General features: G+C 63.9%; 9 protein-coding genes. 5 read left to right on the top strand and 4 right to left on the bottom strand.

The genetic code is table 11. From position 1 onward, the window contains the following. Nucleotides 1–24: 24 nt before the first annotated feature. From J7E24_RS15185 to J7E24_RS15170, 4 genes are all read left to right on the top strand, one after another. Entirely contained in the window at nt 25–1,410 is a 1,386-nt protein-coding gene (locus J7E24_RS15185) for an efflux RND transporter periplasmic adaptor subunit (RefSeq protein ID WP_215138971.1), read from the top strand. A 188-nt stretch (nt 1,411–1,598) separates the two neighbouring features. After that, nucleotides 1,599–2,588: an NAD(P)H-dependent glycerol-3-phosphate dehydrogenase gene (locus tag J7E24_RS15180; protein WP_251047214.1), complete on the top strand. Its 990-nt coding sequence runs from the start codon at nt 1,599–1,601 to the stop codon at nt 2,586–2,588. A 179-nt stretch (nt 2,589–2,767) separates the two neighbouring features. Next, nucleotides 2,768–3,181 (top strand): DUF4259 domain-containing protein, encoded by a 414-nt coding sequence (locus J7E24_RS15175; RefSeq protein ID WP_215138970.1) that lies wholly within the window; start codon nt 2,768–2,770, stop codon nt 3,179–3,181. 1 nt (nt 3,182) lies between these two features. Next, nucleotides 3,183–3,623, top strand: a complete 441-nt coding sequence (locus J7E24_RS15170) for a hypothetical protein (RefSeq protein WP_215138969.1) — start codon at nt 3,183–3,185, stop codon at nt 3,621–3,623. Between the two features lie 90 nt (nt 3,624–3,713). On the opposite strand, the gene J7E24_RS15165 is transcribed toward J7E24_RS15170, so the two are convergent. Together J7E24_RS15165 and J7E24_RS15160 are read right to left on the bottom strand one after the other, a co-directional pair. Next, nucleotides 3,714–5,729, bottom strand: a complete 2,016-nt coding sequence (locus tag J7E24_RS15165) for an ATP-binding protein (protein ID WP_215138968.1) — start codon at nt 5,727–5,729, stop codon at nt 3,714–3,716. A 198-nt stretch (nt 5,730–5,927) separates the two neighbouring features. Further along, nucleotides 5,928–8,957 (bottom strand): chemotaxis protein CheB, encoded by a 3,030-nt coding sequence (locus J7E24_RS15160; RefSeq protein ID WP_215138967.1) that lies wholly within the window; start codon nt 8,955–8,957, stop codon nt 5,928–5,930. Nucleotides 8,958–9,184: 227 nt separating this feature from the next. Here J7E24_RS15160 and J7E24_RS15155 point away from each other — a divergent pair, with 227 nt between their 5' ends. Beyond that, complete coding sequence (locus tag J7E24_RS15155) at nt 9,185–10,207, top strand: chemotaxis protein CheB (RefSeq protein WP_262898878.1); 1,023 nt, start codon at nt 9,185–9,187, stop codon at nt 10,205–10,207. A gap of 376 nt (nt 10,208–10,583) precedes the next feature. On the opposite strand, the gene J7E24_RS15150 is transcribed toward J7E24_RS15155, so the two are convergent. Together J7E24_RS15150 and J7E24_RS15145 are read right to left on the bottom strand one after the other, a co-directional pair. After that, nucleotides 10,584–12,635: an ATP-binding protein gene (locus J7E24_RS15150; RefSeq protein ID WP_215138965.1), complete on the bottom strand. Its 2,052-nt coding sequence runs from the start codon at nt 12,633–12,635 to the stop codon at nt 10,584–10,586. 164 nt (nt 12,636–12,799) lie between these two features. Further along, the gene (locus tag J7E24_RS15145) at nt 12,800–13,357 is read right to left on the bottom strand and encodes a TlpA family protein disulfide reductase (protein ID WP_215138964.1); all 558 of its coding nucleotides are present in this window, start codon (nt 13,355–13,357) and stop codon (nt 12,800–12,802) included. Nucleotides 13,358–13,393 lie beyond the last annotated feature (36 nt).

The raw sequence follows: 13,393 nt of genomic DNA, 5'->3' as shown, positions 1-13,393 counted from the left end.
CCTAAGTTTCCAATACCCCCAGATATGAAAAACAATCGTACCCTGTACATCCTGCTGGCCTTGCTGGTGGTGGCGCTTGTCGGCTTCTTCGTGGCCAAAAAGCAGGGCTGGATTGGCCAGCCGGCGGGCACCGAGGTGCTGGCGGCTTCGGCTGCGCCCACTACTATTGTGGAGAAGGTAAGTGCCTCGGGCAAAGTGCAGCCCGAAACGGAAGTCAAGATTTCGCCCGACGTATCGGGCGAAATAACCGAGCTGTACGTGGAAGAAGGCGACTCGGTGAAGAAAGGCCAGCTGCTGCTGCGTATCCGGCCCGATAACTACCAGGCCGTAGTGAGCCAGCAGAACGCCGTGGTGGGTACCCAGCAGGCCAACGTGGCCCAGACCCGCGCCCGCCTGCAGCAGCTGATTGCCAGCGCCCGCCAAACCGAACTGACGTACCGCCGCAATGCCTCGCTCTACAAGCAAAAGGTGATTTCGCAGGCCGACTATGAAGCCAGCAAGGCGGCCTACGACGCCTCGCAGGAGGAAATAAACTCGGCCCGCCAGAGCATTCGCGGGGCCCAGAGCAGCGTGCGCTCGGCCCAGGCCGGCCTGGAGGAAGCCCGCCGCAACCTCGACAAAACCACCATCTATTCGCCCGTAAACGGCACCGTCAGCAAGCTGAATGTGAAGAAGGGCGAGCGGGTAGTGGGCACCAGCCAGATGGCGGGTACCGAAATCATGCGCATCGCCAACCTGCGCGAAATGGAGGTGCGGGTGAGCGTGAACGAAAACGACATCATCAACGTGACGCTCGGCGACTCGGCCGACGTGGAGGTGGACAGCTACGCCAGTCAGGACCAGCGGTTCCGGGGCGTGGTGACCAGCATTGCCAACACGGCCAAAGACGCGCTGACGGCCGAGGCCGTAACCGAGTTTGAGGTGAAAATCCGACTGCTGCCTTCCTCCTATGAAAACCTGCTGCAGGCCAAGCCCGGCCGTCGGGTAGTGCCCTTCCGCCCCGGCATGACGGCCTCGGTCGACATCATCACCAACCGTAAAAGCAACGTGCTGAGCGTGCCGCTGGCCGCCGTAACCACCCGCACCGATAGCACCCAGATGGCCCCGGGAGCTGCTAAAGACGGTGCCAAGGCCACAACCAAGCCAACTGCCGCCGCCGGGCTGCAGGCGGCCCCCCAGGAAGTGGTGTTCCTGATCCGGAACGGTAAGGCCGTGATGACGCCCGTAAAAACCGGCATCAGCGACTTCCAGAATATTGAAATCCTGAGCGGCGTTCAGGCCGGCGACCAGGTGGCGAGCGGACCGTTCCGGGCCGTTTCTAAAACCCTGAAAGACGGCGATTTGGTGGTTATTAAGGATGCCAAAAGCCTCAACAAGGAAGCCTTGAAAGAAGACGTAGCGGCCCAGTAGGGCAGCGGTTAGCCTAAACCGGCCGTCATCCTGACGAAGGAAGGACCTTACCATGTGAGAACGGCTGCAACAGCGGCTCGTTTTGGCGCGGTAAGGTCCTTCCTTCGTCAGGATGACAGTTTTTTATTTGCCAACTTACCGGCCTTTTCGCGCATTCTACCCTGCTTTACCTCTGATTCTATCCCACCTTGGAAAAAATAGCCATGCTCGGCGGCGGCTCCTGGGCCACCGCGCTTACCAAAATCCTGTCGGAAAACGGCAGCCGCGTGCACTGGTGGATGCGCAGCAAAGACGACGTGCAGCACCTGCTGCGCACGCGTCACAACCCGCGCTACCTCTCGTCGGTGGCCCTCGACCTGGACCGCGTGCTGCCCACCACCGACCTGAAGGAGGCCGTAGCGGCCGCCGACTGGCTGGTACTGGCCGTGCCCGCCGCCTTCGTGCAAAGCGCCCTCGACAAGCTCGACCGTGACGCACTGAAGGGTAAGCGTATTATTTCGGCCATCAAGGGCATGATTCCGGGCAAAAACGTGCTCGTGACCGACTACGTGGCCGAGCGGTTCCGGCTGCCCCACACCCGCCTGGGCGTAGTGGCCGGGCCCTGCCACGCCGAGGAAGTAGCCCTCGAAAAACAGAGCTACCTGACCATCGGCTCGCCCGACGCCGAGCTGGCCGAGGACTTCTGCCGGCTGCTGCGCAACCGCTACGTGAAGGCTAACCCCGCCACCGACCTCGACGGTATTGAGTACTGCGCCGTGATGAAAAACATCATTGCCCTGACCGGCGGCATTGCCCACGGCCTGGGCTACGGCGACAACTTCCTGGCCGTGCTGGTGAGCAATGCCGTGCAGGAAATGCGCCGCTTCGCCCACGCCCTCAACCCCCAGCCGCGCGATTTGTCGGGCTCGGCCTACCTGGGCGATTTGCTGGTGACGGCTTACTCGCAGTTCTCGCGCAACCGCACCTTTGGCCACATGGTGGGCCGGGGCTACTCGGTGAAATCGGCTCAGCTGGAGATGAACATGATTGCCGAGGGCTACTACGCCGTGAAGAGCATCTACGAAATCAACCGCAAGCTCCAGGTATCCATGCCCATCACTACGGCAGCCTACAATATTCTTTATGACAAAGCTGACCCGGCCGCGGAGATTGAGCTACTTAAGGAAAAGCTGAAGTAGCATGGCGGCGCGGCGCCGGAAGCCGCGGTAGTATCGGTGGGCGTCATCAATCATCCGGCCGCAGCAGCTGGTACGCAGGTATAGCACCGCAAATAGTCCGAGTGCAAACAATGTCGCCGTTATTGCCTTCTTTGCACTGATTTCAACCTTTCCAATCAATCCTCAAAACAGTACCGCACATGGGAGCCTGGGGCTACTATAATTTCGACAACGACACGGCCGCCGACTTTGCCGAAGATTTCAGGGCCGAACCCTCGTCCGGCGTGCTCGAACAGGCCCTGGCCGCCGTGCAGCAGGCCGATGGCGAGTACCTCGACGCCGACGTAGCCAACGAGGCGCTGGCGGCGGCCGAAATCGTGGCCGCCATTCTGGGAAAGCCCGCCCGTACCTTTCCCAACGACCTGCTGGGCGTTATTCCGGGGCTGAACCTGAGCCATGTAGAACCCCTGCGCAAGCCCGCTCAGGAGGCCGTGCGCACTATTCTTGGGCCCGAGTCGGAGCTGCGCGAGTTTTGGGAAGACAGCGACGAGTTTGAGAACTGGGAGGGCCAGCAGCGGCAGCTGCTCAAGCGCCTCGATAAGCCCGGCGCCTAAGGTGGCGGGCGTGGGCGGCTGGCTGGGGCTGGCGCTGCTGGCGGCGCTATGCCTGGCTGGTTACAACTTCTTTATCAAGCTGGCGGCGGGCCACATTGCGGCCGCGGCGGGCGCCGTAGTGCTGCAGCTGGTTGCCGCCGCGCTGGGCGGCATCTGGCTGCTGAGCCTGCACCTGAAAGGCGCTCCGCTGGGTGTAACCAGCAAGGGCCTGGGGCTGGCCGCGCTGGCAGGCCTGGGGGTAGGGCTGGCCGAAATCCTGACTTTTGTGGTGTTCGAACGGGGCGTGCCGGCCTCGGTTGGTACCCCCATCATTGTGGGCGGCTCGGTGCTGCTTACCGCCCTGCTGGGCATCCTGGTGGCTCGCGAAACCCTGGCCTGGCCCCAGGCGCTGGGGTTGCTGGCTATAGTAGGCGGCGTGGTGCTGCTGGCGCGGGGCGAATGAACAGCGTAGGGGCGGGGCTTGCCCCTACGCTGTTCATTCGCATCGTTTCATCGGTAATCGTTTAACGGCGGGCGGGGGCAAGCCCCGCCCCTACAGCGGGCCCGCTAGTGGTAGCTCAATACTGATAGTCGTTCCCTTATTCGGCGCCGATTCGATAATCAGCCGGCCGCCCAGCAGCTCCACTCGGTTGCGGATGCCAGCCAGTCCGATGCCGCCGCTGGTGGGCACCGGTGCAGGCACGAAGCCCACGCCGTCGTCGCAGATGCGGATGCCCAACTGCCCGGCCTGGCGGGCCACGCGCAGCGTTACCTCGCGGGCCTGGGCGTGCTTCATTACATTGCTGAGCAGCTCCTGCACCATGCGGTAAACCGCCATCTGCACCGGCGGGGGCAGGGGCTGGGTCAGGTCGTCGAGGCCCTCCAGCACGAGGTCAAGGCGCAGCAGGCTCACGGGCACGCGGTCGGCCAGCTCGCGCAGGGCGGCGGGCAGGCCGAAGTCTTCCAGAATGTGCGGGGTGAGCTCGAAGGAGATGGTGCGGGTGGCCCGGATGGCTTCCTGCAGCAGTTGCTGGCTGGCACGCAGGGCCTCCGAATCGGGTAGCTGGGTGAGGTGCAGGCGGGTGGCGTAGAGCAGCTGGCCCACACCGTTGTGCAGGGCCTCGGCAATGCGGCGACGCTCTTCTTCCTGGGTGGTGAGGATGGCCGAAAGTACCAGCTGCTGCTGGCGCAGCTGCAGCCGGGTGGTTTCGGCCCGCTGCTGCTCGGGCTCGGTTATATCGAGGGCAAATACCACGGCCTCTTTGCGCTCGGTGTCGAAAAAGCCGTAGCATTGATAATACACCTGCTCGCCGTCGAGCTCGGTCGTGCCCACAAAATCAACCGACTCGCCGGTCAGCAGCCGGCGGTTGTGCTCACTGATGGTCGGGAAACACTCGAAAACCGACTGGCCCACCAGCTCGTTATCGGCCAGGTGCAGGCGGCGCAGGCCCGCGCCCACCAGCTCGCGGTAGCGGCCCTGCGTATCGAAGCGGCCCAGCAGCACCGGCAAATGGCTCAGAATGCGCTCCAGCAGCTGGGTTTTGTAGCTGAGCTCCTGCTCGGCGCGCCGGCGCGGCGTCCGGTCGCGCACCAGCCCCAGCAGGTGCCCGCCCGGATTGGCCGGAGTAGGGGGCTGCACGTGGCCCGTCAGGCTCACGTAGTGGTCGGGCTGCTGGGCATCCCCTACGCGCAGCTCCACTTCGAGGCCGTCGGTGCCGGCCGCCGTTTCGGCCAGCTGCCGGAACCGGGTGCGGTCGGCGGGATGCAGGTGGGCCGCTACGGTGTCGATGGGGCGGGCGGCAGCGGCATAGGGCAACCCCCAGATGGCCTGGGCACGGGCATCGGCCTGCCAGGTGTTGGTGGCGAAATCCCAGCTTACTACTCCCATGGCTGCCGCGTCGAGGGCCTGGCGCAGGCGTTGCTCGCTTTCGGCCAGCGCCCGGGTAGCGCGCTGCTGCTCCGTCACGTCGAGCTGGGCCAGGCGCACCAGCGGCTGCTCGTGGGGGCCATGGGCCAGGGTAGCTTCGAGGCGCAGCTCCAGGGGCTGGCCATCGGGGCGCTGGAAAGTCAGCAGGATACTGTGGCGGGCGGTATCGGCGGCATCGGCGGCCAGCACCCGCCCGAGAAATTCGGTGAACTGGCCGCGTTGCCGGGGCTCGACGAACAAGGCCAGCCGGCGGCCCTGCAGCTGCTGGCGCACCAGCCCCAGCAGCTGGGCGGTGCGTAGGTTTAGCTGGCGCAGTGTGCCGGCCGCATCGAGTGTGCAGTAGCCAACGGGCGCAAATTCGTACAGGTCGAGGTACTGCGCGCGGCTGGCCTCGGCTTCGGCCTGGGCAAGCAGCAGCTCCTCGTACTGCATTTCCAGCTCAATCTGATGCACCTGCAGCTCCTGCACCAGCCGCTGCATCTCGGCCGGCGTTTCGGCTGGCGGGCTCTGCGTAACCAGCCGGCGCCGCTCGGCGCGGGCCCGCAGCTGGCGCAGCGCATTGCCCGCCGCCGAGGAGGCCGGCCGCAGCGCGTCGTAGTCGGGGTTGGAATCCAGGGGGGAAGGCGGAAAGTCGGCAGACATGGGCAGGCGCAGTTTGTCGGGAAGGGCGCGGTAGGGGCGGGGCTTAGCTGCGCTGTCCTGCGGTTGTCCCCGCCCGCCGTGCGCACCGCCCTAACGGTAATCGTTCAACGGCGGACGCAGCTAAGCCCCGCCCCTACAACGCCCTCCCCAACGTGGGTTAAACAGCTTCAAGATAAAGATACCACCATGAGCAGCTCGCTACCCGGCAACTTCCTCCAGCCCCAGCAGCACGTGGCCGGTGGGCTGGCCGGCGCTCAGCAGCAGGCGGGCGAAGGCGCGTACCGGCCGGCCGCCTTTCGGGCCGGGCAGGTGCAGGTTGTCGAAGGCCTCGCCCGAGCCGTTGAGCAGGGCGCGTAGCTGCTCGTGCAGGGGGGTGAGATTCCAGCCGGCGGGGCCGAGGGCCGCCAGGGGCTGGCCGCGCAGCCGGGACGCATCGAGTTGGAACTGCTGGGCCAGCGTCTGGCTCACGGTCTGGATGCGGAGCTCAGAATCGAGCACCAGCAGGGCCTCATTCATGGTTTCAATGATGCTTTCGGCCAGACGGGTGCTTTCGCGCAGCCGGGCCTCCAGGTGCTTCATGTCCGATACCTCGGTGAAGGTGAGCACGGCCCCACTGATGTAGTTGTCGAGGGTGCGGTAGGGCAGAATGCGCATCGAGAACCACTCGTTGCCGGTGGTTTCAATGGTGGCTTCCACCGTGGTGAGCCGGTCGATTACCTGCCGCACGTCCTGCTCCAGGGTGGCGTAGCGCAGGTTGCTGGCAAAGTGCGTAATGGGCCGGCCCACGTCGGCGGGCTGCAGGTGCATGATGCGGGTCATGGAAGGCGTAAAGCCTTTGATAACCATGTCGTTGTCGAGGAAAATGGTGGCAATTTCCGTGGCATCGAGCAGGTTCTTCATGTCGTTGGCGGCCTGGCTCAGCTCCTCGGTTTTGCTCAGGTACTGCATGTTCAGGGTCATCAGCTCCTCGTTGAGGCTCTGCATTTCCTCCTTGTTGGTCATGGCCTCCTCGTTGGTGCTCTGCAGCTCCTCGTTGGCGCTCTGCAGCTCCTCGTTGGTGCTCTTCAGCTCTTCGAGGCTGCTTTCCATCTCCTCAATGGTGGTTTGCAGGCGGTGCTTGGTATACTGCAGTTCCTTTTCGAGGGTGCTTACCGCGGCGTCGCGGCTTTCAGGGGAGGTACTAATGTTGGCCGTGCGCATTTTGCGGGGTGTGGGCTGATCTTCGAAAGCCACCAGCAGCAAGCCGGCCAGCTGCTCGGGCTGTTCGAGGAAATGCACCGTGAGGCGCAGCAGCTGCAAACCCGATTCGGTTTGTACCCGCACCCGTTCGGCCACCACCGTTTGGCGGGTGGTGCTGGCCTTATGCACGGCGGCGCTCAGCTCGTAATTGAGCTCCTCGCGGGCCATCTCAAACAGGTTGAGCCCGCCCAGGCCAGGCGCCGGTTCGAGGTAGCGGCCGGTGCGGCCATTCACGTACAGAATTTCGCCCCGGACATTAATGATGACGGCCGGGGGCGTGTACTGCTGCAGCAGCGTTTTCTGGACCAGGGCCGCGAAAGGGCCGCTTTTGCGGGGCAAGGAAGTACTCATAGCAGTGACGTTGCCCGCCGCCGTAGCCGAATGCTGGGACAGGGCGAAGGGAAAATTGACGAGCCGGGTAATGGAAGGCGAGGCGTCGTTGCGCCGCGAAATCTTCCACTTCATATCAAGCGGAATAAACAGCTCCTGGTAGCCGGTCAGGTTTTCGCTGGGTCCCAGAAACAGCAGCGAACTGGGGTTGAGGGCGTAATGAAAAACGGGCAGCAGGTTTTTCTGCAGCTCGGCCGACAGGTAAATCAGCAGGTTGCGGCAGCACAGCAGGTCGAGCTTGGTGAAGGGCGCGTCTTTGGTTAGGTTGTGCACCGCGAAAATCACCACGTCGCGCACTTCCTTGGTTATCTGGTAGCTGCCATCGGGCTGGCGCACAAAAAAGCGTTGCAGCCGCTCTGGGCTTACATCGGCCGTAATGTTGGTCGGGTAGAGGCCGGCGCGCGAAAAATCGATGGCCGCCGGGTTGATATCAGTGGCGAAAATCTGGATTTTGAGGTAGCGGGCCGGGTCGATGGCGTCGAGGCTTTCGAGCAGCAGCATGGCCAGCGAGTAGGCCTCCTCGCCGGTCGAGCAGCCGGGCGCCCACACCCGCACGGTACTGTCGGTGGGCTTGGAGCGCAGCAGCGGCGGCAGCTGCCGCTGCAGGGCTTGGTAGGCCTCGGGGTCGCGGAAGAACTTGGTTACGCCAATCAGCAGCTCCCGGAACAGGGCTTCTACCTCGGCGGGGTTTTCCTGCAGGTAGCGCACGTACTGCGGAAACTCGTGAATCTGGTGGGCGTTCATGCGCCGCTCGATGCGCCGAAACACGGTGTTGCGCTTGTAGAAGCTGAAATCGTGGCCGGTCTGGGCCCGGATCAGGATAAAGATTTTCTGCAGCGCGTGGGCCGGCTGCGAGTCCGATTCGGCCTGCTCGCGGCGGGGCCGGGCAAACAGCGGCTTGTGCATGTATTCGAGCAGCTTGGCCGGCAACTGGCCGGCGGGCAGCACGTAGTCTACAAACTCGGTGGCAATGGCCGAGCGGGGCATGGAGTCGTACTCGGCCGTTTCGGGGCTCTGCACCATCACCATTCCAAAGTTCTCCATCACCATTTTCAGGCCCACGGTGCCATCGGAGCCCATGCCCGAGCAGATGATGCAGATGGCCCGCTCGCGCGCATCCTTGGCCAGGCTCTGGAAGAAAAAATCGATGGGCAGGCGGCGGCCCCGGGCCTGGGTGGGCTGAAACAGCAGCAGCGTACCGTGCAGCATGCTCATGTCGGCGTCGGGCGGAATTACATACACGTGGTTGGGCCGCACTTTCAGGCCGTCGGCGGCCTCATGCACGGGCATGTGTGTAAAGCGCTGCAGCACGGCCGGCAGCTCGCTGGGCTGGTCGGGGGCCAGGTGCATCACCACCACGAAGGCCATGCCCGGGGAGGGCGGCAGGGCCCGAAAAATGGCTTCGAAGGCCTGCAAGGAGCCCGCCGAGCCGCCCAGCCCCACAATCGGAAACTTATCGGTGGTGTTTTCCTGGCTCTGAGCCAGGCGCAACTGGCGGGAGCTTACCTGGCTTTCAACCGGCGGGGCAGCTATGCCAATCGGGGCGGCGGGTTCCTGGTTTTCGGGCTCTTCGGGGTAGGTTTGAGCGGTGTCGGCCATGGCAGCGGGCGTGGGCCGGGAACAGTAAGCCGGCCGGCCAAGCCCGAAATTAAGCAGCGCCCGCAGGAGTTTCGCATTTCGCGGCCAGGAGCCCGTAGCTAAGGCCGGGGCGGGGGCAAGCCCGGGCTTGGTGAGCTCAACGATAACAAGGCAGGTGGGGGGCTACGTATACCAAAGCAGGCGCGAAGAAGCCACGGGGGCTTCTTCGCGCCTGCTTAGTCGTTTTTATGATTCTACAAAGTCCGGTTTATCTGATTGTTATTGGTGCTTCAGCGGGTGGGATGGGTGCGCTCACACGGTTGGTAAGCCAACTGCCGGCCAGCTTGCCGGCGGCCGTGCTAATCGTGCAGCACCTGGCCCCCACCTCCTCGGGCCCCCACTTGGTCGGGCGGCTGCAAAAAGCCACCCGCCTCGTTTGCGCGCTGGCCACCGACGGACAGGCGCTTGAAGCCGGCCACCTCTACCTGGCCCCGCCCGACCGCCATCTGCTGGTGCAGAGCGGGCAGATGCTGGTAACCAAGGGCCCGCGCGAAAACAACTTCCGGCCCGCCGTGGATGCGCTGTTCCGCTCGGCCGCCGCCTACCACGGGGCCGCCGTGGTGGGCGTGGTCCTGACGGGGCTGCTGCACGACGGCACGGCCGGCCTCGACCAAATCAAGCGGGCCGGGGGCCGGGCCGTGGTGCAGGACCCCCTCGAAGCCGAATTCTCCAGTATGCCCGAAAGCGCCCTCAACAACGTTGCCGTCGACTACGTGGCTCCCCTGGCCGAAATGGGTGCCCTGCTAACCCGCCTGGTACACGAAACGCCCCCGCCGGCCGCAGGGAGTGTTCCCGAGGATATCAGGCTGGAGGCCGCCATTGCCGAGCGCGTGGTGGGCAACACCGAGGAGGTGGCCCAGCTCGGCAGGCCCGTGCCCTTCACCTGCCCTGGCTGCGGCGGCAGCCTCTGGCAGCTCAATGAGGGCAATGTGGTGCGCTTCCGCTGCCATACGGGCCACGCTTTCACCCTGGGCACGCTGCTCGACGATTCGCGTCAGGGGCTGGAAGAAACGCTCTGGGTGGCCCTGCGCATGATGGAGGAGCGCAAAAACCTACTCCGTACCCTGGCCGCCCAGCCCGGTACCAGCGCCGGCACCAGCAACTCCCAGTTCGAACGAATTGCCGAACTCAAAAATCACGTTAACCGCCTGCGCGAGTTTTTATTGAACGGCCTCGACCGGCCCTTGTCCTCCCTAGAACCAGAAAAGTAACATGCGGGCATCCGCCATAAAAAAGGCTGCGCTCCGGCTAATATGCGGCCGATAAAGTATGGTATTCTGTTACCTGATTAATCGGCCTTTTACTTAGGGCTTTGAATAGAATTCAACCTGTACGGGTGCGTGTTCAAAGATAGAAGCTGTTTAGGAAGTACCTGGAATCAATCACACCGTCATGCTGAGCGCAGCCGAAGCATCTCTACCGCTTCGTTAAACGACCACAACGAAGCGGTAGAGATGCTTCGGCTGCGCTTAGCATGACGTCCTTTTGACTTTCAAAACAGCTTCATATACAACACTGGTTCGATAGCGAAACAGGACAAAGGCTACATGATGTCGATAAGCTTGACTACAAATCCCGAAAAGGGCTTTATCCTACGGGCAACGGCAGCACGATGAGATACTCGGTGCCGCGACCGGGCTGGCTGCTCACGCTGAGCGTGCCGCCATGGCCGCGGGTAATCAGGTCGTGGCTCAGGGCCAGGCTCAGGCCGGTTTCGGCCCCGGCCGGAAAGCGCTGGAACAAGGTAACCAGCGTTTCGGGCGACAGCCCTTCCCCGTTGTCGCGCACCCGTATTTCCACGCTGGCCGCGGTGCGGCGGGTCGTCAGCTCAATCTGAGGGACATAGTCTTCGTCGGGCTGGTACTGGCGCTGGGCCACGGCCTGCAGGGCGGCGCTGTACACGCCCACCAGCGCCCGGCCCAGATCCTGGCGCACTACCATCACGCGCTCCAGGGTTGGGTCGGGGTGGAGGAGCAGGGCGGCGCTGAAATGGCGGTTTTTGGCTCGCATATCGTGGTACACCAGCCGCAGGTACTCTTCGGCCAGGGCATTGAGGTCGGTGTGCTGACGGGCTCCGCCGCCGCCCTGCGAGTATTCCAGCATCCCGCGCACCACCGACTCGGCCCGCTGGCTGTACTGCATAATATGGGCCTGGTTCTGGTGTAGCGAGTCGAGCAGCTTATCGGCCAGCGCCTGCTGGCCGGGCGGCAGCCACAGCTGCGTTATATACTGGCGTATCTCGTCGCAGAGCTCGGTGCTGGCGGCGGCGTAGCGCCGTAGCAGGCTTACGGGGCGCTGGATTTCGTGGGCTATACCGGCCATTAGTTCGCCCAACGACGCCATTTTCTCGCGTAACACCAACTGGCCCTGCGTTATCTTCAGCTCTTTCAGCGTCTTCACCAGGTTGTCGCGCTGGGTAGTTAGCTCGTTGGCCTGCTGGCTGAGCTGCCGGTGCAACACTTCGAGGCGGCGGGTGGCATCCTGTTGCTGGCGGTGGCGGTGCCACAGCAGCAGCAGCGCCACGAGCAGCAGCCCGGCCCCGGCCAGCAGCGCGCCCGTGCGGATGCGGGCCAGCAGCTGGCCACGTTCGGCCTCCAGCTCCAGCAAGCGGGTGTGCTCGTTGAAGGCAATGGCATCGAGCTGCTTGATGCGCCGCGGGTTGAAGAGGCTGTCCTGGGCGGCCAGCAGTACGTGGGTGTAGTACAGGGCGCTATCGGGCTGCTGGCGGGCTTCGTAGGCCTCCATCAGCAGGGCGCTGTTGCGCATCACGCCTACCACGTAGGGCAGGTTGGCGGCCAGCGCCAGCGCCCGCCGGGCATACCAGATGCTGGAATCGGGCCGGTTCTGCTGCTTATGCAGCTCGGCCAGGTATTGAAAAGCCCGGCTGACGCTGCGCAGGTCGTTTTCGGGTGCGGCCGCCTGGGCACTGCGCCGGTAGTAGGCGCGGGCGGCCTGCGGGTGTCCCTGGGCCAGTTGCAGCAGGCCCAGCTCGCGCAGTACATACGGGGCGGGGTTGCCCCAGCAGCTCCAGGCCCGGGGGCGGTGGCGGGCCGTCAGCTGCCAGGCCTTGTTGAGGTAAAAGGCGGCCGAATCGTAGCGGCGCAGGCCTTCGTAGCTGGCGCCCAGGTTGGCAATTACGCTGATGAGCTGCGACGTATCGGTGGTGCCGGCCTGCCGGTAGCTGTCCAGCGCCCGCAGCGAGTACCGCAACGAGGGCCGGTAGTCGTCGAGGGCGAAATACAGCAGCCCGGTTTGGTTGAGCGTGCGGGCAGTCCCTTCCAGGTCGTGGCTTTCCTGGTTGAGGTGCAGGGCGGCCAGGTTCAGGCGCAGCGCCTCCGGCAGGTTGCCCCGCTCGCCGGGCAGAATGGCCAGCCGCGACAGGCAACGTCCCTCACCCTTGGTATAGCCCAGCCGGCGGGCCAGGCGCAGGCCCTGCCGGGCATAAAAGCTCACCGAGTCGAAGCGCGAGTAGCGGAACGTAGCGGCCAAATCGGCCAGCAGCAGCACGCGGGCCGTGTCGGTAGAGGCGCGGGCCAGGGCCTGCTGCAACGGCAGCGTCTGCGGGCTCTGCGCCTGTCCGGCTACCGGCCGCAACAGCAGGCCTGTCAGCAGAAAAGTCCATAGCAGAGAACGGAGCATGAGGAAAGGTAAGTTTCCTGCCAGTATTATCCTAATTAGGAGCTGTCCTGCCGCTAAAGCCAAAAAATGAGCCAGAGTAAGCCCTTCACCCACAACCGGATGCAGCAGGCTGCTCTAGCACTCCAATTACACCCCAAAAGCGCTGTAAACCACTTTGCCGCAGCTTATGGCTGCGCCGCCAGCTTTTCCAGGGCCTCCCTGAATTCGGGCGTGTTGTATTCGACCAAGCCTTCGTAACGGGCCGCCACCTGCCCGCTGGGGCTCAGAATAACGGTATTGGGAATTGTTGTCGAGTTGAAGGGCGGGGGTAGGGGCGCGGCCGGGAAGTACACGGGCAGCCGGAACCCCTGGCGCTGCATGAATTTGAGGGCTTTATCCGGATTTTTGTCCAGTGAAATCAGCACAAACGCCACTTTGCTGGTATCCGTGCGCGCAGCCAGGGCCTCGATACCGGGCATCTCCACCCGGCAGGGCGCGCACCAGGTAGCCCACAGGTTCACGAACACGGCCTTGCCCCGGAACCTGTTTAAATCAACCGGCCGACCGTCGGCCGTTACCAGCCGCAAAACGCCTGTCGTTGGCGGTATATCGGGCCGGCTCGGGCCGGCCGGCAGAGGGGGCTGCTGAGTGGGCGCCCCCAGTGCTGCGGGCGGCCGGCCGGCGAGGGAAAGCAGGCTAAGTATCAATATCGGCACTTGGTAAAGCAGGGTTTTATACGTCATCGGAGGGGTGGGTTTAGTGTGGAGCGAGGGTGTGGC

Origin of the sequence: Hymenobacter sp. ISL-91 (assembly GCF_018613725.1) — a bacterium.
Lineage (GTDB): Bacteria > Bacteroidota > Bacteroidia > Cytophagales > Hymenobacteraceae > Hymenobacter.
This window is presented reverse-complemented; position numbering and strand designations above follow the sequence as displayed.